At 73.2% G+C, this 21831-nt stretch carries 17 protein-coding genes and 1 tRNA gene; 8 read left to right on the top strand and 10 right to left on the bottom strand.

The annotated features are described in order from the left end of the window. Positions 1 to 72 precede the first annotated feature (72 nt). A complete protein-coding gene (locus OP18_RS35925) occupies positions 73 to 300 on the top strand; it encodes a hypothetical protein (RefSeq protein WP_033363560.1) in 228 nt (75 codons plus the stop codon). A 127-nt stretch (positions 301 to 427) separates the two neighbouring features. Here OP18_RS35925 and OP18_RS35920 read toward each other — a convergent pair whose 3' ends face one another. Both OP18_RS35920 and OP18_RS35915 read right to left on the bottom strand, forming a co-directional pair. Next, positions 428 to 1309 carry a GNAT family N-acetyltransferase gene (locus OP18_RS35920; protein WP_033363559.1) on the bottom strand — a complete coding sequence of 294 codons (882 nt, stop codon included), beginning with the start codon at positions 1307 to 1309 and terminating at the stop codon, positions 428 to 430. Positions 1310 to 2277: 968 nt separating this feature from the next. After that, complete coding sequence (locus OP18_RS35915) at positions 2278 to 4551, bottom strand: S8 family serine peptidase (RefSeq protein WP_052387829.1); 2274 nt, start codon at positions 4549 to 4551, stop codon at positions 2278 to 2280. A gap of 62 nt (positions 4552 to 4613) precedes the next feature. Between OP18_RS35915 and OP18_RS35910 the strand changes: the two genes are divergently transcribed. Beyond that, on the top strand, positions 4614 to 6215 hold the full coding sequence (locus OP18_RS35910; protein WP_033363558.1) for a phytoene desaturase family protein: 1602 nt from the start codon (positions 4614 to 4616) through the stop codon (positions 6213 to 6215). Here the strand turns inward: OP18_RS35910 and OP18_RS35905 are convergent. Further along, positions 6200 to 6649, bottom strand: coding sequence for an SRPBCC family protein (locus OP18_RS35905; protein WP_033363557.1), 450 nt, complete (start codon positions 6647 to 6649; stop codon positions 6200 to 6202). The two genes, OP18_RS35910 and OP18_RS35905, sit on opposite strands and share 16 nt — an antisense overlap. Before the next feature lie 66 nt (positions 6650 to 6715). Between OP18_RS35905 and OP18_RS35900 the strand changes: the two genes are divergently transcribed. Next, positions 6716 to 8563 carry a glycerol-3-phosphate dehydrogenase/oxidase gene (locus OP18_RS35900; protein WP_033363556.1) on the top strand — a complete coding sequence of 616 codons (1848 nt, stop codon included), beginning with the start codon at positions 6716 to 6718 and terminating at the stop codon, positions 8561 to 8563. Positions 8564 to 8592: 29 nt separating this feature from the next. Continuing rightward, positions 8593 to 9222, top strand: coding sequence for a UdgX family uracil-DNA binding protein (locus OP18_RS35895; protein ID WP_033363555.1), 630 nt, complete (start codon positions 8593 to 8595; stop codon positions 9220 to 9222). Here OP18_RS35895 and OP18_RS35890 read toward each other — a convergent pair. Then, positions 9219 to 10610, bottom strand: coding sequence for an FAD-binding oxidoreductase (locus OP18_RS35890; protein WP_033363554.1), 1392 nt, complete (start codon positions 10608 to 10610; stop codon positions 9219 to 9221). The genes OP18_RS35895 and OP18_RS35890 overlap by 4 nt on opposite strands. Positions 10611 to 10641: 31 nt before the next feature. Here OP18_RS35890 and OP18_RS35885 point away from each other — a divergent pair, with 31 nt between their 5' ends. The 3 genes from OP18_RS35885 (at position 10642) to bfr (ending at position 11697) form a co-directional block, all read left to right on the top strand. Then, positions 10642 to 10932: a DUF4031 domain-containing protein gene (locus tag OP18_RS35885; RefSeq protein ID WP_052387828.1), complete on the top strand. Its 291-nt coding sequence runs from the start codon at positions 10642 to 10644 to the stop codon at positions 10930 to 10932. 72 nt (positions 10933 to 11004) lie between these two features. After that, positions 11005 to 11193 carry a (2Fe-2S)-binding protein gene (locus OP18_RS35880; RefSeq protein WP_033363552.1) on the top strand — a complete coding sequence of 63 codons (189 nt, stop codon included), beginning with the start codon at positions 11005 to 11007 and terminating at the stop codon, positions 11191 to 11193. 21 nt (positions 11194 to 11214) lie between these two features. Beyond that, entirely contained in the window at positions 11215 to 11697 is a 483-nt protein-coding gene (gene bfr, locus OP18_RS35875; protein WP_033363551.1) for a bacterioferritin, read from the top strand. Here the strand turns inward: bfr and OP18_RS35870 are convergent. The 5 genes from OP18_RS35870 to OP18_RS35850 all read right to left on the bottom strand — a co-directional run bounded on the left by OP18_RS35870 (position 11672) and on the right by OP18_RS35850 (position 18508). After that, on the bottom strand, positions 11672 to 12283 hold the full coding sequence (locus tag OP18_RS35870; protein WP_052387827.1) for an HD domain-containing protein: 612 nt from the start codon (positions 12281 to 12283) through the stop codon (positions 11672 to 11674). The genes bfr and OP18_RS35870 overlap by 26 nt on opposite strands. Beyond that, complete coding sequence (locus OP18_RS35865; RefSeq protein ID WP_033363550.1) at positions 12267 to 15437, bottom strand: diguanylate cyclase; 3171 nt, start codon at positions 15435 to 15437, stop codon at positions 12267 to 12269. The genes OP18_RS35870 and OP18_RS35865 overlap by 17 nt, the downstream gene beginning before the upstream one ends. Before the next feature lie 876 nt (positions 15438 to 16313). Further along, positions 16314 to 16387, bottom strand: a tRNA-Pro gene (locus OP18_RS35860). Between the two features lie 61 nt (positions 16388 to 16448). After that, entirely contained in the window at positions 16449 to 17618 is a 1170-nt protein-coding gene (locus OP18_RS35855; RefSeq protein WP_052387826.1) for an alpha/beta hydrolase family protein, read from the bottom strand. Further along, positions 17615 to 18508: a metallophosphoesterase gene (locus OP18_RS35850; protein ID WP_033363549.1), complete on the bottom strand. Its 894-nt coding sequence runs from the start codon at positions 18506 to 18508 to the stop codon at positions 17615 to 17617. Before OP18_RS35850 ends, OP18_RS35855 begins: the two co-directional genes overlap by 4 nt. A 77-nt stretch (positions 18509 to 18585) precedes the next feature. Between OP18_RS35850 and OP18_RS35845 the strand changes: the two genes are divergently transcribed. Then, the gene (locus tag OP18_RS35845; RefSeq protein ID WP_033363548.1) at positions 18586 to 19038 is read left to right on the top strand and encodes a GatB/YqeY domain-containing protein; all 453 of its coding nucleotides are present in this window, start codon (positions 18586 to 18588) and stop codon (positions 19036 to 19038) included. 72 nt (positions 19039 to 19110) lie between these two features. Here the strand turns inward: OP18_RS35845 and OP18_RS35840 are convergent, their stop codons facing one another. After that, positions 19111 to 21558, bottom strand: a complete 2448-nt coding sequence (locus tag OP18_RS35840) for a transglycosylase domain-containing protein (protein ID WP_052387847.1) — start codon at positions 21556 to 21558, stop codon at positions 19111 to 19113. Between the last annotated feature and the right edge of the window lie 273 nt (positions 21559 to 21831).

The raw sequence follows: 21831 nt of genomic DNA, 5'->3' as shown, positions 1-21831 counted from the left end.
GAATTGCGGATTTTGCCCGCATCACGTGAAGGGTCCTCATATGGTGGGAGCGGCCTACACGAGGGGGAAGCCATGGGTAAGTCAAAGAAGAACAGCAACTTCGACAGCCGCGGCATGCACCGCAGCGAAGACGACCTCGGCTACATGGACCCGGACCTTTCCGACGACATGACCATCACGCCTGACGCCGACATCGCGGGCCAGTCGGCGACGGCGAACACGGCCACGATGCAGGCGAAGAAACTCCAGATGGAGCAGACGACGATGCAGGACAAGCGCGGCAACCAGCCGGACCGCTGACGCTGCGGCGTTCGCTGCCGCTCTCGAGGCGGCACCGGCCGCCCGTGGCACGACGGGGGATCACTGGGCGCCGGTGCGACGTGTGCGGGGCAGGATCGTGGCGAACCCACGGCCTGCCCTTCATGCGTCACAGCTGCTTGGTGTAGATCCAGAAGATGCGCTCCAGGCGCGCGCCGACCGTCTTGGAGTAGAACGCCACGGGGCCCGCCCAGCCGATCTGCGCCGTGTGGTGCCCGCCGGCGGCCTGGTCCGCGAGGCACCGCCGCAGCAGGACCCGCCCGACCCCGAGCCCTTCGGCGGCCGGCGCGGTGCCCATCGGGCCGAACCAGGAGGGGCGGTTGGCGCCGTACGCCGCGAACCCGAGGATCTCCCCGTCGCGCACCGCCACCCAGCAGCCGGCGCCGGCCCGGTCCAGCGACTGCCCGACCTCCCAGGCCCAGCCGTCGCCCCAGATGCCGCGCACCCACTCCGGGGTGTCTGCCCCGGCCCGCACCACCTTCACCCCGGCGCCGTCCAGCCGCTCCTCGTCCGCCCGCGCCGCCGGACTCACCACGCTCAGGTCGGCGGTCATGTTCCAGGCGGTGTTGCTGCGTTCGTACCCGGCCCGCTGCGCCAGGCACACCGCCGGCGTGTACCGCACGTCGATCCCGGGCCACGCGTAGCACGGCGGGTTCCCCCCGATCCTGACCCGCTGCGCCCCGAGATCCGCCAACCGCCGCTCCGCCGCCGCCAGCAACGCCGTGCCGATCCCCGCCCGCCGCCGCCCAGGGTGCACCGCGATCAGCTCGACGTGCCCCAGCAGCGGGTCGGCGTCACTGATCGAACCGAGCACCACGCCAGCCGCCGTCCCGTCCTGGTCCAGCACCGCGAGGCGCACCGTGGCCCGCCCGGCCGGCGGCTCCGCCAGCCGCCGCACCAGCGCCTCCGCCTCCCCGGCGTCCTCCGGCAGGTCCAGCGCCTGCCCGCACAGCCGCCCCGCCAGCACCGCATCCACCCCGTCAACGATCATTTGGTAAACATACCTAACTGTTAGCTCGCCTCGACGCGACCGCCCGGCCACTCACCCGCCGAGCACGACCGGCGCGGCCCGGCTGGCGCGGTGGCGGTCGACGGCGCTGGTGGGTGAACCCTCGAATCGCATGCCGGCTGAGGTCCGGACGCTGCTGGAGGGAGCCTGGTTCGTGACGAGGCCGACAAATCGGATGGGTTTGCAGGTGATGGGCGTCCCAGCGGTCGACGCGCGCCAGCATTGTTATGCCGCCCTGCACGGTGAGCTGGGTCCACGGCGGCGGCGCGGTCGACATCGGCGGCGGGCTGACGCGGCAGTCAAGGCGTGCATGAGGCCGCGGCGTTGCCTCGCACCGTGAGCCCGCTCCACATCGCCTTGCACGCCCGGCTGCCAGGACCGTCGTGACGCGGCGGGGCCGCCTGCGTGCGGCCAACGCACGCCGCGGCCGCTGCTCGTGGCCAACGCGGTCGCGGCGCGGCGCGTGGCGATGCGGCAGTCGGGGCGCTGCACGAGAAAACCCCCGAGCCCCAGCCGCCGCGCGGCAGCGCGGTCCGTCGGGCAGGTGCTGCACGCAGCCAGATGCGAGCCGCGGCCGTCGTGCGAGCCACGACCACTGCGCGCAGCCGGATGTGCTCGGTCGGGGTGCTGCGCGCGGCCGGACGGGAGCCACGACCACTGCGCGCAGCCGGACGGGAGCCGCGACCACTGCGCGCAGCCGGATGTGCTCGGTCGGGGGTGCTGCGCGCGGCCGGACGGGAGCCACGACCACTGCGCGTAGCCGTTATGCGAGGCGTGACCGCTGTGCGCGGCCGTCCGTGAGCCAGGACCGCTGTGCGCGGCCGTCCGCGAGCCAGGACCGCTGTGCGCGGTCGGACGCGAGCCACGACCGCTGCGCAGCCGAACGCGTGCCGCGGCCGCTGCGCGGCGGACGTCGTCACGGCCCGCGGCGGGGTGGGAGGTGGGCGCCGTCATGAGGTGGTGGCGGCGCGTACGGCGGCCAAAGCGTCCACGAGGCCCGCGCCCGCCGTGTCGGCCTGCCCGCAGGAGGAGGACGCGGCGTCGACCGGTTGGGTGGTGTGCAGCAGCAGGGCGCGGGTCTGCTCGATGTGGCCGATCAGGGCAGGGTTGGCCGCCCACATCAGGGCCACCACGCCCGCCACGTGCGGCGTCGCCATCGACGTGCCGCTCAGGGCGCCGTAGCCGCCGCCCGGCAGGGCCGAGACGATGGCGGCGCCGGGGGCCATGAGGTCGGGCTTGGGCAGGCCGGCGGGGGTGGGGCCGCGGCTGGAGAAGGAGGCGACCTGGGACGACCTGGTGACGGCGCCGACGGTGAAGGTGGACGGGTAGTTGGCCGGTGGGTCGGTGACGGTGGCGCAGTCGGGGCCGGTGTTGCCGGCGGCGGCCACGAAGAAGATGCCGGCGGCGGAGAAGGCGTCGACCGCCTGCTGCAGGGAGCGGGCGTCGCAGCCCTCCAGCGTCGGGCAGCCCCACGAGTTGGTGAGCACGTGCGGGGCGCGCTGGGGCACACCGGCGTGCAGCGGGTCGGCGCCGGCCGGATACGGGGCGAGCATGAACTGCAGGCAGCTCAGGTAGGCGGACATGCTGCCCAGGTTGCGGGGCAGGTTGGCGCAGGCCACCCACTGCGCGCCCGGGGCCACCCCGACGCCGGCCCCGACCGCGGTGGCGAGGGTGTGCGTGCCGTGGCCGTTGGGGTCGAACGGGACGGTGCTGTGGTCGATCGGGTCGAGCCAGGAGTCGTCCGAGCCGCGGAACGAGGCCCGCAGCGCCGGGTGGGTGCCGTCGACGCCGGAGTCGGAGCTGCCCACGACGATGCCGCGGCCGGTGGTGTACTCGGACCAGACCTGGTCGGCCTTGATCAGCGTCACGTTCCACGGTGGGGTGGCCGGCGCGGCCGACGGACCCTCGTGTGCCGGTGCCGGGGTGACGGGCAGCGGCCGCAGCTGCGGGTTGAGCAGGACCCGGTCGACGTCGGAGCGGCCCTCCAGCCACTGGCGCACGAGCGGGCCGGCGTGCACCTCGACCCCGTTGACCAGGTAGAACGGGGTGTAGTCGAGGTGCTTGGCGCGCAGCGCCGCGCGCAGCGGGCCCTGTGAGCGCTCCGCGGTGCCGACCAGCCGCTCATAGGTCTGCCGGATGCGGGTGGTGCGGTCGGGCACGTCGCGCAGCCCGCTCAGGTCGGTCTGCTCCTTCATGATCACGAAGAGGTGCTCGCCGTGCAGGCCCGGCTGGCCGAGGGCGGTGGCGACGAGCACGCCGGCGGCCGCGACGACGGCCGCGGTCAGGGCGGCGAAGCGGGGCAGCCACCGGACGCGCCCCGTCGCCGGCACCAGGGACACGCCGGTCAGCAGCGCCAGGATCAGGCCGGCCACGGCGCCGACGAGCGCCCAGAAGGCGACGTCGCGCAGGCCCAGCAGCAGTGTCGTCTCGTCGGGGTCGACCAGCGCGAGCGGCCCGAACAGGGCGGGCGCCAGCAGCGCCGGCACCGCCGGGCGCCCCCGGCGCGCCAGGGCGGCCAGCGGGAACGCCAGCGGCGGGATCGCGACCATGGCGAAGAGCTGCACCGCCGGCTCGCCGACGCCGGCGACCAGGGTGAGCAGGCCGACGCCCGCGGTCAGGCCGCCGAGCGCCGTGCCGCCCCAGGCGCTGCGCGGCGACGCGCCGAGCGCGGTGAGCGCCGTGACCGGCCGCGCCGCGAGCCAGGCCACCGCCACCGCGGCGAGCAGGGCGGCCACCGTCTCCACCAGGCCGCCCAGCGCACCGACCCACAGCCACGGCAGCAGCCCGACCAGCCCGGCCGCCAGCGACAGCCACAGCAGCCAGCGGTCGGCCCGCTCCGCCCGGCCGCGCACCGCGCGGTGCACGAGCGCCGCCACCGCGGCGAGGCAGGCCAGCAGCGTCAGATAGATCTCGTGATAGGTGTCGGGGACCAGCCGGACGGTGCCGAGCAGACCGCCGAGCAGCGCGGTGAACGCCCACTGCCGGCCGGCGGTGCGCGCGAACGGCACCGGCGACAGCCACGCCAGCAGCATGGCCGGACCGGCGACGAGGACGGCGGCGAGCCAGCCCGCCGCGGGCCAGAGCGACCGCGGGGCGACCGAGCCCAGCGCCTGCAGGGTCTCGCCGGTCAGCCAGGCGCCGGCGTGGACGCCGACCGTGACCGCCGCGGCCCAAAGGCCCAGGACGATGGTCAATCCCAGCGCCCAACCCCGTGACCTCGTCATGGCGGCACTCTACGACCCGGCTGTGACAGTTTCGGATGAGCTGCGGGGGCAAAGTGGGAGGTATGACGGTAACAGTGGACGCGGTGGTCATCGGCGCCGGGCACAACGGGCTCGTCGCCGCCAACATGCTCGCCGACGCGGGCTGGGACGTCGTCGTGCTGGAAGGCACCGACCACGTGGGCGGCGCGGTCCGCTCGGCGCAGATCACCGCGCCCGGGTTCCTCAACGATCTGTGCAGCGCGTTCTATCCGCTCGGCGCCGGCTCGCCGCCGCTGCTCGCGCTCGACCTGGAGGCGCACGGGCTGCGGTGGACGCACGCGCCGGCCGTCGTCGCGCATCTCTTCCCGGACGGCCGCGCCGCGGTGCTCAGCCGGGAGCTGGACCTCACGGCCGAGTCGCTGGACCGGTTCGCGCCCGGCGACGGGCAGCGTTGGCGGCAGATGTACGCCGAATGGCGCCGCCTCTCCGGGGACCTGCTCCCAGCGCTGCTCACCCCGTTCCCGCCGGTCCGGTCGGGGATCGGGCTGGCCGCGCGGGCGGGCCTCGGCGGGGCGTTGCGGCTCGGTCGCAGGTTCCTGGTCCCGGCGCGGGTCCTCGGCGAGGAGCTGTTCCGCGGCGACGGCGGCCGGCTGCTGCTCACCGGCCTCGCCCTGCACACCGACCTCACCCCGGACGACTCGGCGAGCGGCGGGTTCGGCTGGCTGCTGGCGATGCTCGGCCAGCAGTACGGCTTCCCGGTGCCCGTCGGTGGCGCCCAGCAGCTGACCGACGCCCTGGTCCGCCGGCTCGCGGCGACCGGCAACGGCCGGATCCGCACCGGCGCCATGGTCGAGCGGGTGATCGTCGGCGGCGGGCGGGCGCTGGGTGTGCGGTGCGCCGACGGCGGCTTCGTGCGGGCCCGCCGGGCCGTGCTGGCCGACGTGCCGGCGCCCACCCTGTACCAGCGCCTCGTCCCCCAGGATCACCTGCCCGCCCGGCTGCTGCGGGACCTGGAGGGTTTCCGCTGGGACAACGCCACGCTGAAGATCGACTGGGCGCTGTCGGGCAAGGCCCCGTGGATCTCGCCGGACGTCGCCGGTGCCGGCACCATCCACCTCGGCGCCGACCCGCAGCGCTACGCCGCCGACCTGGCCGTCGGCCGGGCACCGCGGGACCCGTTCCTGCTCATCGGCCAGATGACCACCGCCGACGCGACCCGCTCGCCGGCCGGCACGGAGTCGCTGTGGGCGTACACCCACCTGCCACGCCCCGTGAAGCCCGGCCAGGTCGACGCGGAGCTGGTGCGCACGCAGGTCACCCGGATCGAGGACGCGATGCGCCGGCACGCCCCCGGGTTCGACGACCTGATCCTCGCCAAGCACGTCAGCGGCCCGGCCGAGCTGGCCGAGGAGAACCCGAGCCTGGTCGACGGCGCGATCAACGGCGGCACGGCCGCGGCGCACCAGCAGCTGTTCTGGCGGCCGGTGACGAACCTCGGGCGGGCCGACACGCCGGTCGACCGGCTGTACCTGGCCAGCTCCAGCGCCCACCCGGGCGGCGGGGTGCACGGCGCCCCGGGCGCGAACGCGGCCCGGGCCGCGCTGTCCCGGCACCGGCCGCTGCTCGGTGACGTCTACGCGGCCGGTGTCGGAAAGGCGATGCGCGCCCTCTACGGCAGGGAGTGAGCCCGCCGCTCCGCCAGGTCCGCCAGCCGGCTCAGCGCCTCGGCGTTGCGGTAGTGCAGCAGGACGTCGCCGATCTTGTTGCGTACCCCGACCAGCGGCCCGTCGGTGAACTGCTCCTGCATCGTCACCCGGGTCGCCTGGTCGTCCAGCGGGTCGAGCGTGAAGCGGACCTGGCCCGCGCCGAGCGGCCACAGATGCACCTTGAGCAGCAGCATCCTGTCCTGCTCGCAGGCCAGCGACTCGCTGCGGTCCTTGATCGACATGGGCCACGGGCCGGCCTTGTGATGCAGCCGCGAGCCGGGTTCGGGCCACGACGCATCGACGTCACGGATGTGCGCGGTGCCGACGACCCAGTCGCTGTAGGACCAGCCGTCGGCGAGGACGGAGTAGACCCGGTCGACGGGCGCGCTGACGATACGTTCGGTGATGGACACGTTGGTCTGATTCCCCCACCGCCTCATCCCACACCAACTCGTGACGGGCGCGGCTACGGTAATGAGGTGCGCCGTGAACCCTCCACGTCCCGTTTCCAGGCCAGCCGCCTGTCGCCCGGCCGCCGTGCGCAGGACGTCGCGCGGCTGCGCCGTGAGCGCTTCGACGTCCTGATCATCGGCGGTGGCGTCACCGGCGTCGGAGCGGCCGTCGACGCCGCGTCCCGCGGGCTGTCCGTCGCCCTCGTCGAGGCACGGGACCTGGCCTCCGGCACGTCCAGCCGGTCGTCGAAGCTGATCCACGGCGGCCTGCGCTACCTGGAGCAGCTCGAGTTCGGCCTGGTCGCCGAGGCCCTGCAGGAGCGCGGCCTGCTCGCCACCCGCCTCGCGCCGCACCTGGTCCGGCCGGTGCCGATCCTGGTGCCGCTGCCCGCGCACCGCGGCCTGACGGGGGTCGCGCACCGCGTCTGGCAGCGGGCCTATTACGGCGCCGGCGTCGGGCTCTACGACGCGTTCGCCACCGCCGCCCAGCTGCGCGGGTCCGCGCCCCGCGGGATGCCGCTGCACCGGCACCTGTCCCGCGCCGAGACCCACCGGCGTTTCCCGTCGCTGCGTGAGGACGCGATCAGCGGCGCCATCCAGTACTTCGACGGCCAGGTCGACGACGCCCGCCTGGTCGCGACGCTCGCCCGCACCGCCGCCAGCCTCGGTGCCGCGGTGGTGCCCAGCGCCCGCGCCGTCGGGCTGCTGCGCGACGCGCGCGAGGTCACCGGGGTGCGGGTGCGCGACCTGGAGTCCCGCGAGGAGTTCGAGGTGCACGCCCGCACGGTCGTGGCCGCCACCGGCGTGTGGATGGACGACATCGCCGGCCTGCTGTCCGGGGCCGGCCCGCGCGAGTCGTCGGGGCTGCAGGTGCGCGCGAGCAAGGGCGTCCACCTGGTGGTGCCCCGCTCCGCGATCACCGGCGAGGCCGGGCTGATCCTGCGGACCCAGACCTCGGTCCTGTTCGTCATCCCGTGGGGCGGGCACTGGATCATCGGTACCACCGACACCGACTGGCACCTGGACCGCGGGCATCCGGCGGCGTCCGCGACCGACATCTCCTACCTGCTCGGCCAGGTCAACGCGGTGCTGGACCGGCCGCTGTCGACCGAGGACATCGAGGGCGTCTACGCCGGGCTGCGCCCGCTGCTGTCCCGCGAGGCCCGCCAGCGGCAGCCGCACACCCGCGACGAGCAGACCTCGGCCTTGTCCCGTACGCACGCCGTGGTCGAGCCGATGCTGGGGCTGATGCTGATCGCGGGCGGCAAGTACACGACGTACCGGGTCATGGCCGCCGACGTCATCGACCGGGTCGCGCACCGCCTCGGCGGCCTGCGCCGGCACGGCGGGCTGGTCCCGGCGTCCCGCACCGCCGACCTGCCGCTGCTCGGCGCCGACGGCTACCACGCGCTGTGGACCAACCGCGCGGACCTGGCCCGCCGGCACGGTATCTCCGCCGGCGTCCTGGAGCACCTGCTGGAGCGGTACGGTTCGCTCGCCTTCGACGTGCTCGCCCTGGACCCGTCGCTGCGCCGCCCGCTGCCGGGCGCCCCGGAGTACCTGGCGGCGGAGGTGGCCTACGCGGCGCTCGCCGAGGGCGCCCTGCACCTGGAGGACGTGCTGACCCGCCGGACCCGGATCTCCTTCGAGACCGACCACCGCGGTGCCGCCTCGGCCGCCGAGACCGCCGAGGTCATGGGGGCGGTGCTGGGCTGGGACGCGGCGACGAGGTCCCGGGAGATCGAGCACTACCTGGCGCGGGTCGCCGCGGAGCAGGAGTCGCAGCGCATGCCCGACGACCTGACCGCCGACGCGGCCCGGCTCGGCGTCCCCGACGTGCGCGGCTTCCAATCGGATCGCACGGCCATCTCTTAACCCCCGGCCCGCGGGGTAGCAGTACCGGTATGACAGCGCAGGAGTACGTGCCGGAGCAGGGCGGCCTGGAGCAGCTGCGGCTCGCGGCGCGGGCGTGCCGCGGCTGCGACCTGTACCGCGACGCGACCCAGACGGTCTTCGGCGAAGGGCCCGGGGACGCGAGGATCCTCGTCGTCGGGGAGCAGCCCGGCGACATCGAGGACCGGCGCGGCGCGCCCTTCGTCGGCCCCGCCGGCAAGGTGCTGGACCGGGCGTTCGACGCGGCCGGCCTGGACCGCGGCCGCATGTACGTCACCAACGCCGTCAAGCACTTCAAGCACCGGCCGGCCGCCCCGGGCAAGCGGCGCATCCACCAGACGCCGGACCGGACCGAGATCGTGGCCTGCCGGCCGTGGCTGGTGGCCGAGTTCGCCCGGATCCGCCCGGCGCAGGTCGTGGTGCTGGGCGCGACGGCGGCCAAGGCGATGCTCGGCCCCGCCTTCCGGGTGACGAAGGAGCACGGTCGCCGGCTGGCCGTGCCGGCGGAGTTCGCGGCCGCCGACGACGCCGTGCTGGTCGCGACGATCCACCCGTCGGCGGTGCTGCGCGCCGACGACCGCGACGCCGCCTTCGACGGCCTGGTCGAGGACCTGCGGGTGCTGACCGCGGCGGCCGCCTAGAAGATCTTGCCCGGGTTGAGAATGTTGTCGGGGTCCAGCGCAGCCTTGATCGAGCGGTGCGCCTTCAACCCGGTGGGGCCGATCTCGCGCGCCAGCCAGTCGCGCTTGAGCAGGCCGACGCCGTGCTCGCCGGTGGAGGTGCCGCCGAGGGAGAGGCCCAGGGACATGATCGCGTCGAAGACCTTCTGGCCGCGGGCGAGGCTGGTCGGGTCCGAGCGGTCGATGACGATGATCGGGTGCAGGTTGCCGTCGCCGGCGTGCCCGACGGTGGCCACCACCGCGCCGTACTCGGCGGCGATGCCCTCGATGCCCTCGATCAGCTCGACCAGGCGGGTGCGGGGCACGGCGACGTCGTCGACCATGATGCCGCCGCCGGAGGGGAAGAGCCCGGTGGCGAACTGCTCCATCGCCGGGTGCGCGAGGCGGCGGGCGGCGAGGAGGGCGTCGGCCTCGGTGGCGTCGGTGGCGACGTGGACGTCGGCGGCCTGGGCCTGCTGGCAGAGGGCGGCGATCGCGGCGAGGTCGTCCGGCGCCCTGCCGCCGGAGTCGACCGCGGCGATGAGCAGTGCCGCGGCGGTGGTGGGCAGGCCCATCGGCCGGAACGCCTCGATGGCGCTGAGCGTGACCCGGTCGATGACCTCCAGCATGCTCGGCTGCATGCCGGCGGTGATGATCGACTCGACGGCGGCGCCGGCGGCGGGCAGCGTGTCGAAGACCGCGACGAGGGTCAGCGACGACGCCGGTGCCGGGCGCAGCTTGACGGTGATCTCGGTGATCACGCCGAGGGTGCCCTCGGAGCCGACGAAGAGGCTGGTCAGGTCGTAGCCGGCGACGCCCTTCGCGGTGCGCCGGCCGCAGTTGAGGACCTCCCCGCTGGCCAGGACGACCTCCAGGCCGATGACGTGGTCGCTGGTGACGCCGTACTTGACGCAGCACATGCCACCGGCGTCGGTGGAGACGTTGCCGCCGATCGTGGACTGCTCCCAGGAGCCCGGGTCCGGCGGGTAGTACAGCCCCTTCGCGGCCACCTCGCGGCGCAGCTGCGCGTTGACGACGCCCGGCTGGACGACGGCGATGCGGTTGGCGGGGTCGATGTCGACGATCTCGTTCATGGCGACCAGGGACAGCACGATCGCGCCGTCGATGGCGTTGGCGCCGCCGGCCAGGCCGGAGCGGGCACCCTGCGGGATGACGGGGATTCGGCGGCGGCTCGCGGCGCGCAGCACCGCGGAGACCTGGCCGGTGGTGCGGGGGCGAACGACCACCGCGGGGGTGCCGTACGCGCACAGGTCGGCCTCGTCGTGCTCGTACGATCGCAGCAGGTCAGGGTCGGTGAGCACGGCGCCCTCGTGGGGCAGCGCGGCGCGAAGCTCCTCAATGAGATCCATGTCGAGATCCATGTTTGGCAGGCTAACGGGCGTGCTCTACATCGACACGCCGCGGTGGCCGGCGCACGGCCGGCTCTGGGCCCATCTCGTCAGTGACGTCTCGGTCGCGGAGCTGCACGCGTTCGCCGAGCTGCTGGGCGTGCCGCGGCGCGGATTCGATCGCGACCACTACGACGTGCCCGCCGACCGGGCGCAGGTGGCCGTCTGGCTGGGTGCCAGGAGCGTGACCAGCAAGGAGATCGTGACGCGCCTGAAAGCTGCCGGCCTGCGCCGGCCGCGCCATTTGTTCGGTTCCACCGTCGCATCCAGAACAGTGAAATAGCTGCTCAGCCCTTGTCTCGGCGACCAACTTAGGTCACCCTTGCTTAGGTAAGCCTAAGCGAGGAGCACCAACGTGTATGTCTGCATCTGCGCCCGGGTACGGGAGTGCGAGATCCGGCGGGTCATCCGGGCCGGAGCGCACACCGAGGATGCCGTGGGCGACGAGTGCGGCGCCGGCACCGGCTGCGGCACCTGCCTCGATCGGGTGGCCGATCTCATCGAGGCCGAGGTACCTCAGGCAGTATTGCCCGCTTTGGCCTAGAAGAGCGGTTACCCTGCCCACATGCAGGGGGATGCACGAGTCATCGAGTTTCTGAACGAACAGCTGACCGCCGAGCTCACGGCGATCAACCAGTACTTCCTACACGCCAAGATGCAGGAGAACTGGGGATACACGATCCTGGCCAAACACACCCGGCACGAGTCGATCGACGAGATGAAGCACGCCGAGGTGCTGACCGACCGGATCCTCTTCCTGGAGGCGCTGCCCAACTACCAGCGCCTCTTCCCGCTGCGGATCGGCGAGACCGTCCCGGAGCAGTTCAAGTGCGACATGCAGATCGAGCTGGAGGCCGTGGACCGACTGCGCCGCGGCATCGAGTACATGCGCTCGATCGGCGACGTGACGTCCGCGAACATCTTCGAGGACATCCTGGCCGACGAGGAGCACCACGTCGACTACCTGGAGACCCAGCTCGGCCTGATCGAGAAGCTGGGCGAGCCGCTCTACCTGCAGAACGTCACGGAGCACCCAGAAGCGTCGTGATCTCCGCCCGCAGGTTGTCGTGCGCGCGGGCGGTCCACTCCGCCCGCCCCGGCACCGCCCTGAACAGCTCCGGCCGGCCCAGGAAGGTGCCGAGGATTTGTGCGCGGCCGGAGCGGAACGCATCCTCCGGCACGGCCGCGTACTCATCCCGTACCGCCGCCGCATAACGGGCATAATCGTCCGGCGCCGACGCGAGAATCGCCAGGTCGGCGTCGGCGAGCAGGGCACCGTTGCGGTCTCCACCGGCCACCGCGTGGCCCGCCGTCAGCCGCACCAGCCGCACGACCTCGGCCACCCGGTCCGCCGCCACCCCCAGCCCGGGCAGCACCGCGGCGGCGAGCTCGGCGCTGCGCTCCTCGTTGTCGGGCGCGAACGGCTCGTAGACCGCGTCGTGGAACCACGCCGCCAGCCGCACCGCGTCCGCGTCGTCGGCCAGGTCCGCGTGCGCGTCGATCACCGTGAGCATCACGGCCAGGTGCTCCAGCGTGTGATAGCGCCGGTGCGGCTGCGACCACCGCTCGATCAGGTCGGCCCCGGCCGCCGAGTCCGCGGGGAACAGGCGCTGCCAGTCAGCCAACGACACCATAGGACGACTTTAGGACCTCCACGATGTGCTCGACGCTGACCGCCCGGCCGGCCGTGCGGTCGCGCTGGTGGTCCGCCAGCAGCGGCAGCGTCACCGAGCGCAGCGTCTGCGCGTCCGGCGGCTCGGCCAGCCGGTGCCGGGCCCGCAGCCCGTCCGCGGCGCCGACCAGCCGCGCCGCGTGCGCCGGGTCGTCGGCCGCGAGCAGCGCCGCGACCACGTCCAGGGAGATCGCCAGGTCCAGCCGGTCGCCGACCTCGTGCCGGGTGACCAGCGCGGTCACCAGCAGTCGCAGCGCCTCCACCCGGTCGCCCTCCAGGCGCGCGGCCAGCCCCAGCTGGTGCTGGGCCATCGCGGCGCCGAACGCGTCGCCGATCTGCCGGCTCAGCGCGAGGCTCTCGTCGAGCGCCTCGCGTGCGGCGGCCACGTCGCCGCGGGCCAGCATGATCTGGCCGAGGCACTCCAGGGCGAGCTGGATGCCCCGCGTGTTGCCGGCGGCGCGCTCCAGCGCCAGGCACTCGGTAGCGTAGCGCTCGGCCTCCGCGATCTCGCCCCGCGACAGGGCGACCTTGCTGAGGTTGCCCAGCGACGCGGCCACCCCCTGCGGCACGTCCAGCTCCCGCCAGATCGCCAGGCTGTGCCCGAAGTGCTCGGTCGCGGCCGCGTGGTCGCCGCCGCCGATCGCCGCGATCCCCATCGCGTTGTACGCGTGCCCGACCGTCGCGCGGTCGCCGGCCGCCGTCGCCTTCCGCAGCGCCGACGCGGCCAGGCGCAGCGCCTCCTCGTGCTCGTCCTGGGTCGCGGCCAGGATCGCGGCGGCGTGCAGCAGCCGCGCCAGGGCGCCGTCCTCCAGGCCCGGCGCCGCCAGCAGCGCCGACAGCCACTCCCGGCCCTCGTTGATGTGGGCGCCGTTGCGCCAGTACCGCCACAGCCCCAGGCAGATCCGGGTCTTCGTGGCGACGCCGGCGTGCGCGAAGGCGGCCCGCACGTTCTGGTAGTCGGCCTCCACCCGGCCCGTCCACTCGACCTGCTCGGGTCCGGACAGCCCGGCCGCCGACGCCTCGGCGAACGCGGCGTAGAACTCCGCGTGCCGGTCGAGCGGCTCGACCGCGTCGCCGAGCCGGTGCCGGGCGTAGGCGCGGATCGTCGACAGCAGCCGGTACCGGCCGTCGTCGTCCTCGTCGCGGACCACCAGGTGCTTGTCGACCAGCGCCGACAGCCGCTTCTCCAGCAGGTGCAGGTCACCGCCCGGCAGGGTCACCGCGAGCGCCGCCGCGGCGGTCCAGCCGCCGGCGAACACCGACAGCTCCGTGAGCAGCCGCTGCTCCTCGGAGTCGAGCAGCACGAAGCTCCAGTCGATCGCCCCGCGCAGCGTCTGCTGGCGCGCCGGCAGGTCCCGCGGGCCGGCACCGCCGAGCGAGTCGAGATCCCGGTCGAGGTGCTCCGTGAGGTGGTTGAGCAGCTCGTCCGGGGTCCAGCGGTCGATGCGGGCGGCGGCCAGCTCGATCGCCAGGGGCAGGCCGTCGAGGCGGCGGCACAGCGCCGCGACCGGCAGCGCGGTGTCGACGGTGATCTCGAAGTCGGCGTCCACGGCACGGGCCCGCTGCTCGAACAGCGTCACCGCGGGCGAGTCGGCGAGCGTCGGCACCTGGTACACCTGCTCGCCGTACAGCGAGAGCCGCTCCCGGCTGGTGACCAGCGCCCGGACTCCCGGCGCCGCCGCCAGCAGGTCGCTGACCAGGGCCGCGCCGTCGTCGACGACCTGCTCGAAGTTGTCCAGCACGAGCAGCAGCTCGGACTCCTCGAGCTGGTCCAGCAGGGTGTCGAACAGGTGCTGGTCGGGCAGCTCACTGACGTGCAGCGCCCGGGCCAGGGCGGCCGTCATCAGCTCCGCGTCGGTGCTGTCGGCCAGGGGCACGAACACGACGCCGTCGGCGAAGTCGTCCGCGAGCACCGTCGCGGCCGCCAGCGACAGCCGGGTCTTGCCGATGCCGCCCGGCCCGACCAGGGTGACCAGGCGCCCGTCCCGGACCAGCGCGGCGACCTTGGCGGTCTCCCGGTCCCGGCCGACGAGCCTGGTCATCGGTACGGGCAGCCGGCCACGCCGCCGCTTCACCTTCGGCGGCTTGACGGTCCACGTGCCGTCCTGGGAGCCGATCAGCTCGCCCTGCGCGCGCAGCCGCCCCAGCTCCGCCTCGGCCCGGGCGGGCAGCCCGCCGGAGCGCTCGGCGAGCCGGTCGACCAGGGCGGCGCTGGGCTCGCCGGTGAGGGCGATGCGCAGCCAGATGCGCAGCGTCGCCGGCGACCACGGGGTCAGCTCGACGACCGCCTCCGGCAGCCCGGTCCGGCGCGGGTCACCGTCGTGCGGGCTGGTGGTGGCGTAGACGATGGCCGCCGCGTCGCCGAGCTCCGGCACCGGGTCGCCCACGTCGGCGAGCAGGATGCAGCCCGGGGTGCGGTCCGCCGCCGGTACCGCCGGAAAACCGCGCAAACGGGCGATCTGCGCCACTTCGCGGAGGAACCGGGTGTGCCCCGCGCCCGGAGGCCCGACGATCCGCAGCGCGGAGTGGCTGCCGGCGGCGACCCGGGTGATGAACTCCTGGGTGCCGCTCAGCGCCGCGTCCCGCTCCCACAGCCGGGACGAGCCGGCGGCGGCGGACGCCGCGACGTCGTCGCCGACCGCCTGCCCGCGGCCGCGCCGCTTGGCCAGGTAGTTGCGGCGGTCCGCGACCTCGATCAGGGTCTCGCCGTCGGTGCCGTCCACGGGGCTGCTCGCCACGCCGAGGCTGATCGACAGGTGCAGCGGCGGCGTCCCGGCGAACTCCCTGGCCCGGATCTCGTCGGTCAGCCGGATCGCGAGGCGCAGCGCCTCCTCGGCCCCGGTGTTGGGCAGCAGCAGCACGAACTCGTCGCCGCCGTAGCGGAACAGCACGTCGTCGGCGCGGATGAGCCCGGCGATCCGGTCGGCGAGCTGGCGCAGCAGCAGGTCACCGCGCAGATGGCCGAAGGCGTCGTTGACCGTCTTGAAGTGGTCGACGTCGAACAGCAGCAGGCTGCACCCGGTGACGTCGTGCAGGGCGACGTCCAGCGCGGCACGCGAATGAGCACCGGTGACTGGATCCATCGTCACCGGTGCCGGGCCGCCCTGCACGTTCATTGTCAACTTGATCGGCCTACCCGGGGCGCCGCTGAGGTGTTCAGCAGGTTTTGACACTTCGGGGGACGCGTGTCGGGTGACCGGTGGACGGCCACCGGGCCCCGATGACCGCCGAAGGTGCCGTTTCGTCACCCGGGCACGACGATCCATGACGGCTGGTCGCCGCCGCACTCCCCGGCCCCGGTTGTCGACGGCGAGCGAGACCCGGTGCTGGTGGAACGATCCGGTCCCGTTCGCCTGCGCCGGCGTCGCCTTCCTGCCGGACACCGCGGAACTGCGGCGTCACGCGCATTCCCCGGGCGCCGAACCGCGCCACGTGGTGCACCTTGCCGTCGCGGGTGACGACCAGCGCGTAGAGGTCGTAGACGGTCCTCGAACTCCACGACGCCGAGGCGACGATCCTGGGGTTTTGGTGAGCAGGGCCGGGCCGCTGCCCTTGCTGGGACCGATCGTCGTCGGCCGCCGGGGCGTGGGTGCCGTAGCCGCCGCGGTGGGGCGCAGGTAGCCGGCGCGGTGGGGCGCAGGTCGGCCCCGACGGGCGGAGGGAACCCCGCCGACGCCATCGGGGCGGTCTGCAGCACGGCCGTCAGGGGCGCCGCCGCGCCGCACCGCCGGGATGGGCCGGCTGGTTGTAAAGACGAAGTCCAGGTCGCCGCGCACCTTCCCGGTGGCGGTGAGCAGCAGGGCCGAGACGTCGACGTCCGGGACGCCCGGCCCGGACGTCGAGCCGAGCACGGCCCGCAGGGACGTTGACGACAGCGCCGTGTTGGCGCGTTCGACCAGGACAGGCATGGCGGGAGCGCCGTTCGGGCACCCGACGGGCCGGAAAACGGCTCAGGGCCGGTCCTCCGTGTGGAAGACCGGCCCTGGACGCTGTCGGGGTAGCCGGATTTGAACCGACGGCCTCTTCGTCCCGAACGAAGCGCGCTACCAAGCTGCGCTATACCCCGAGCGTGCCGAGTAATCGTAGCCCACGCCCGGCAGGGCTCCAACTCGGTATCCCCTGTGGCGTCAGAGGGACTTGAGGAACCTGCTCACGGTGGCCTCGTACGCGGCCGGGTCGAGGTTCCAGCTGCGGCAGTGGCCGGCCTCGCGGGTCTCGACGAGCTGGACGGACGGGCAGGCCGCGGCCAGTTCGACGGTCGGCTGCGGCGCGACGGTGCGGTCGTCGTGGTCGACGTAGACCAGGGTCGGCACGTCGAGACGCACGTCACGGTAGTCGAGGTCGGCGGAGCGCAGGCCGAGGCGGTGCTGGATGAGCTTGAGCGCGGTCCACGTCCACAGGGGCGGCACGTTGAGCTGGCGGGCGTTCATCCGCAGCGTCGCGGTCCAGTCGACGACGGGGCAGTCCAGGACGACGCCGCGCACGAGGCCGCCGTGCTCCCAGTTGCGCAGCAGGTTGAGGATGGCGGCGCCGCCCATGGACCAGCCGTAGAGGATGACCTGCCGGGCGCCGGCGGCCCGGGCGTGCTCGATGGCCGACAGCACGTCGCGCCACTCGGTGTGGCCCAGGTGGAACCGGGCATCTGGGCTGGGGAACGCCTCGGGGTCGTTGCGGTAGGTGACCACGAGGGTGTTGTGCCCGGACTCGGCGAGCGTGGGCAGGATGCGCAGCGCCTCGCCGCGGGGGGCGCCCCGGCCGTGCACCGCGATGATCCAGGTGTCGTCGGCGGGGCCGCTGGTCGGCGCGACCAGCCACGCGGGGCAGTCGCCGAGCTCGGCGGGGACGAGCACCTCCTCGAAGGGCAGGCCGCGCGCGGACAGCGGGTCGCCCTCGAAGACATATCCGGTGGTGTAACCCTTGAGCCCGCTCGTCAGTGTGCCGCGCGTCACGCTGGTGATCTGGCGGGTCACGGTGGCGCGGTCGGTGGCGATGACGGGGCCGAGGACGGCGTGACCGGCGGGCCACACGAAGGCCAGCGGCATCGAGCGGGACGTGTCCGGGGTGCGGGTCAGGGTGACCCGGTCGCCGGCGCACGCGCGGACCCGGACCGGATACGCCCGCACGGCGTTGACGTTGAGCACCTGACCGGCCAGGAACCAGCCGGCGCCGGCCGTGCCCGTGGGCAGCAGCACGGCGAGCCCGGCGGCGCCCGCCACCCCCGCGTACGCGGCCCGGCGCGGCCACTTGCTGACGGCCGGCGCGCCGACGGCGGCGGCCGGCGCGGTCGAGGCGGTCATCGCGGGATGAGGGTCAGGATCGACGCCTCGGGCGGGCAGGCGAACCGGACCGGCGCCGTCGGGTGGGTGCCGAGGCCGGCGGAGACGTGCAGGAACGCCGACGAGTAGGGCCAGCGGTGCAGGCCCTTGGCCATCCGCCGGTCGAGGCCGCAGTTGGTGACGAGCGCCCCGAAGAACGGCAGCGCGACCTGACCGCCGTGGGTGTGGCCGGCCAGCAGCAGGTCGAAGCCGTCGTCGGCCATGCGGTCCAGCAGCGCCGGCTCGGGGGAGTGGGTCAGGCCGATGCGCACGTCCACGTCGGCGGAGGCCGGGCCGGCGACGCTGTCGTAGTCGTCGCGGCCGACGTGCGGGTCGTCGACGCCGACCAGCTCCACGGTGCGGCCGCCGGCCTTGATCGTGGTGCGGGCGTTGTTCAGGTCGGCCCAGCCGGAGCCGGCGAGCACGTCGCGCAGCTCCTCGGTGGGCAGCACGGCGCCCTGCACGTAGGGCTTGTCGCGGTTGAAGTACCCGAACGGGTTCTTGAACACCGGGCCGCGGTAGTCGTTGCTGCCGAACACGAACGCGCCGGGCCGGTCCAGCAGCGGCGTGAGGGCCCGCACCACCGCCGGGACGGCGTCGACGTGGGCCATGGTGTCGCCGGTGACCACGACCAGGTCCGGGTCGGTGCCGGCCAGCTCGGCGATCCAGCGCTGCTTGCGGTGCTGGCCCGGGGTGAGGTGGAAGTCACTGAGGTGCAGCACCCGCAGCGGCTCCGCGTCCGGGGCGAGCACCGGCACGTCGAACCTGCGCAGGGTGAACATGTTGCGCTCGACGAGCGAGGCGTAGGCGAACGTGGCAGCACCGGCCGCGGCGGTTCCGACCGCGAGCCGCCGGACAGTCTTCGAGCGCATGTGCAAAGGGTACCGGCCGGCAGGTGGTGCGCTTTTACAACCCAATATGGCCCGATGGCCGCCGATAGACTTCGCTCATGTTGAAGGAGCGTCTGGAGTCCGACTTGCACGAGGCCATGAAGGCCCGTGACGAGTTGGTGACCTCGACCCTGCGGATGGCGATCACCGCGGTACGCAACGCCGAGGTCGCCGGCAAGGCCGCCCGCGAGCTGTCCGACGAGGAGATCCTCTCGGTGCTCACCAAGGAGGCGAAGAAGCGGCGGGAGGCCGCCGAGGCGTTCGCCGGTGCCGGGCGGGAGGCCCAGGCGGCGAAGGAGCGGGCCGAGGAGGAGGTGCTCGCCGCGTACCTGCCGGCCCAGCTCTCCGACGAGGACCTCGCCGGCATCGTCCGCGATGCCCTCGCCGCCGCAGGGCTCAGCGGGATGGCGAGCATGGGGCAGGCGATGAAGGCCGCGCAGGCGGCCGTGGCCGGCCGTGCCGAGGGCGGCCGGGTCGCCGCCGAGGTCCGCGCCCAGCTCGCCAAGGGCTGAGCGGACCGCCGCGACGACGAAGCGGCCGCCCCGGGCATCCGGGGCGGCCGCTTCGTCATGTGCGGGGTCGGGTCAGCAGACCCAGGGCAGCGGGCACTCGTCGTCACGCACACCGTTGCCGGTGCCCGGGTCGGTGCCCAGGTACGGCGGGGCCTGGTTGCCCGGGCCCTTGCTGATGACCAGCGAGACCTGGCCGCCCTTGACCGTGGCGCCGCCCGGCTCGGTCCGCGCGACCGTGCCCGCCGGGCAGTCCGAGGGGATCTGGGTGCCGGAGACCGTCACGGTGAACCCGGCCCGGGTGATCCGGCTGCGCGCCTGGTCGACGGCCTGGCACTTGACCGACGGGATCTCCACGAGCTTGCCCATCGACTTGTCCTTCGTCGGCGCGACGAACGGGACCACCGGCTTGCCGGCCAGGCCGTCCTTGAGCGTGCCGAGCGTGGCGTAGTTGATCTGCGGGTGCTTCATGTCCTTGTTCGTCTCGGGCCAGTCCGGGTCGGTGAGGAAGCCGCTGACCGCGAGCTGCTTGGTCATCGCGACGAACGTGGCGCTCTTCTCCGAGTCGGTCGTGCCGGACTTGCCCGCCAGCGGGCGGCCCACGTACCTGCGGGCGTACTCGGCGGTCGCGCCGCCGCACTTGCCGGTGGCGGACTGGTCACCGACCGGGCAGCGGGCCATGTCGACGGCCGCGCGCGCGACCTCCTTGTCGACGACCTGCTTGCACTTCGGGTCGAGCCCCTCGACCTTCCTGCCGCTGTTGTCCTTGACCTCGACGATCGGGGTCGGCTCGCAGTACAGGCCGTCCGCGGCGAGCGTGCCGTAGGCGTTGGCCAGCTGCAGCGGCGTCGTGGCGCTGACGCCGAGGGTGAAGGCGCCCCACTGCTTCGAGGCCGGGTAGGTGGCGTAGTCGGCATCATCCTTCGCGTTGAACTGGATGCCGAGCCGCTTCGCCACGTCGACCACCTTGTCGGCGCCGACCTGCTGCTCCAGCGGCACGAAGTACGTGTTGATCGACCTGCCGAACGCGGTCCACATGTTGAAGGGGCCCGACTGGCCACCGGCGTTCTTCGGGCAGTACCAGGGGCCGTTGCAGGCCGCCGGGCTGCTCGCGTTGATCCTGAACGTCGACTGGAACTGCTTCTCGGTGTTGATCGTCGTGGCCAGGGGCAGGCCCGCCTCCAGCGCCGCCACCGCGGTGAACATCTTGAACGTCGAGCCGGCCTGGTAGCCGGGGATGTCCTTGTCACCGGTGATGATCGGCACCGTCGTGTTGGGGTAGTTGCCCTTCTGCCCCTTCTTGTCGGGGTTGGTGTTGGGCCCGTTCTTGCTGTTGTCGTTGCTGAACGTGCGGTTGGTGGCGATCGCCGTGACCCGGCCCGTGCCCGGCTCGACCGCGGCCAGCATGATCGCGTTCTGGTTGCCGAGCCGGATCTTCTCGTTCTTGCCGACGTTCGGCTGGTCCTGCGCGTACTTGTGAGCCGCCGTCTGGGTGTTGACGTCGAGCGCGGAGATCACCGTGTAGCCGCCGGCGCGCAGCCGGTTGGCGCGCTGGTACTGGTCCTCGCCGAAGATCTTCTGGTCCATCCACCAGCGGCGCAGGTAGTCGCAGTAGAAGCCGGCGCCGAGCACCTCGGGGCGCTGCACCGACTCGCAGCCCTCAGGCGTGCGCTTGCCGACGATGTTCAGCTTCGTGTTGGCGGCCTCGTCGGCCTGCTGCTGGTTGATGTACCCCATCGCGACCATCTGGTTGAGCACGTACTTCTGCCGGTCGATGGCGCGCGGGTAACCGTCGGTGGTTGCCGGGTCGCTCGTGCCGGGCGCCTTGACCAGGCCGGCGATGAGCGCGGCCTCCGGCAGCGTCAGGTCCTTCGGGTCCTTCTCGAAGTAGACGTGCGCGGCGGCGAAGATGCCGTAGGCGCCGTGTCCGTAGGCGGCGATGTTCAGGTACCGCTCGAGGATCTGGTCCTTGTTGAGCTTCTTCTCCAGGTCGATCGCATACTTCATCTCGCGCAGCTTGCGCGTCGGGGTCTTGTCGGTGGCGTCCACGACGTCCTGCGGCGTCTTCGCCGAGTAGGAGATCGCCTGGCGCACGTACTGCATCGTCAGCGTCGAGGCACCCTGCTCGGTCTGGCCGCCGGCGTTCTGGTTGGCCACGAACGCGCGGGCCACGCCCTTCACGTCGACGCCGCGGTGCTCGTAGAACCGGTTGTCCTCCGCGGCCACGATCGCCTTGCGCATGACGTCGGCGACATCGGTCAGCGGGACGTCGCGCCGGTTCTCGTCGTACATCATCGCGAGCAGGGTCTTGCCGTCGGATGCGTAGATGTAACTGATCTGCGGCGACGGAAGCACGTCGATGTCCGTCGGCAGATTCTCGAAGGTGTCAGCTCCGGCCTTCGCGGCGAGGCCGGACATCGCGACCGCGGGGAACGCGGCCGCAGCGACCACCAAGCCCGCGAGCAGCCCACACAGCAGGAGCGATGCTGCATTGGGCAGCAGGCCGTGTTCGCGTTTACGCATCCAGGTCACTTCCTCAGCCTACGGGACGACGTCATGAGGCCGCGTCCAGATGCTGGCGTCCTCGTTGCACTAGACGCGTGACACCGCGCGTGAGGTTGACCCGTAGCCGAGTCTGATGCACGGAACACGGGAGTGCGGGCATTTTGGGTAAATCGCACCCGGTCGTGACGCTGCGGTAGCACGCTCCGGCCTTTTGGTGGATCGCAAAGGGCCGGTTAACCTGGTGCAACAACGTTGCGTAACTGGACGACTACAGAGCATGATGTTCCGGAA

The organism is Dactylosporangium aurantiacum (assembly GCF_000716715.1).
GTDB lineage: Bacteria > Actinomycetota > Actinomycetes > Mycobacteriales > Micromonosporaceae > Dactylosporangium > Dactylosporangium aurantiacum.
The sequence above is the reverse complement of the archived record's forward strand: the minus strand, read 5'-3'. Positions and strand labels throughout refer to the sequence as shown.

What these genes read in the sequence shown, in the direction of transcription:
- OP18_RS35915 (WP_052387829.1), bottom strand. Translation starts at nt 4,551, where the DNA reads ATGACGAGGTCACGGGGTTGGGCGCTGGGATTGACCATCGTCCTGGGC.
- bfr (WP_033363551.1), top strand. Translation starts at nt 11,215, where the DNA reads ATGCAGGGGGATGCACGAGTCATCGAGTTTCTGAACGAACAGCTGACC.
- OP18_RS35910 (WP_033363558.1), top strand. Translation starts at nt 4,614, where the DNA reads ATGACGGTAACAGTGGACGCGGTGGTCATCGGCGCCGGGCACAACGGG.
- OP18_RS35925 (WP_033363560.1), top strand. Translation starts at nt 73, where the DNA reads ATGGGTAAGTCAAAGAAGAACAGCAACTTCGACAGCCGCGGCATGCAC.
- OP18_RS35920 (WP_033363559.1), bottom strand. Translation starts at nt 1,309, where the DNA reads ATGATCGTTGACGGGGTGGATGCGGTGCTGGCGGGGCGGCTGTGCGGG.
- OP18_RS35855 (WP_052387826.1), bottom strand. Translation starts at nt 17,618, where the DNA reads ATGACCGCCTCGACCGCGCCGGCCGCCGCCGTCGGCGCGCCGGCCGTC.
- OP18_RS35850 (WP_033363549.1), bottom strand. Translation starts at nt 18,508, where the DNA reads ATGCGCTCGAAGACTGTCCGGCGGCTCGCGGTCGGAACCGCCGCGGCC.
- OP18_RS35865 (WP_033363550.1), bottom strand. Translation starts at nt 15,437, where the DNA reads ATGAACGTGCAGGGCGGCCCGGCACCGGTGACGATGGATCCAGTCACC.
- OP18_RS35845 (WP_033363548.1), top strand. Translation starts at nt 18,586, where the DNA reads ATGTTGAAGGAGCGTCTGGAGTCCGACTTGCACGAGGCCATGAAGGCC.
- OP18_RS35870 (WP_052387827.1), bottom strand. Translation starts at nt 12,283, where the DNA reads ATGGTGTCGTTGGCTGACTGGCAGCGCCTGTTCCCCGCGGACTCGGCG.
- OP18_RS35890 (WP_033363554.1), bottom strand. Translation starts at nt 10,610, where the DNA reads ATGGATCTCATTGAGGAGCTTCGCGCCGCGCTGCCCCACGAGGGCGCC.
- OP18_RS35840 (WP_052387847.1), bottom strand. Translation starts at nt 21,558, where the DNA reads ATGCGTAAACGCGAACACGGCCTGCTGCCCAATGCAGCATCGCTCCTG.
- OP18_RS35895 (WP_033363555.1), top strand. Translation starts at nt 8,593, where the DNA reads ATGACAGCGCAGGAGTACGTGCCGGAGCAGGGCGGCCTGGAGCAGCTG.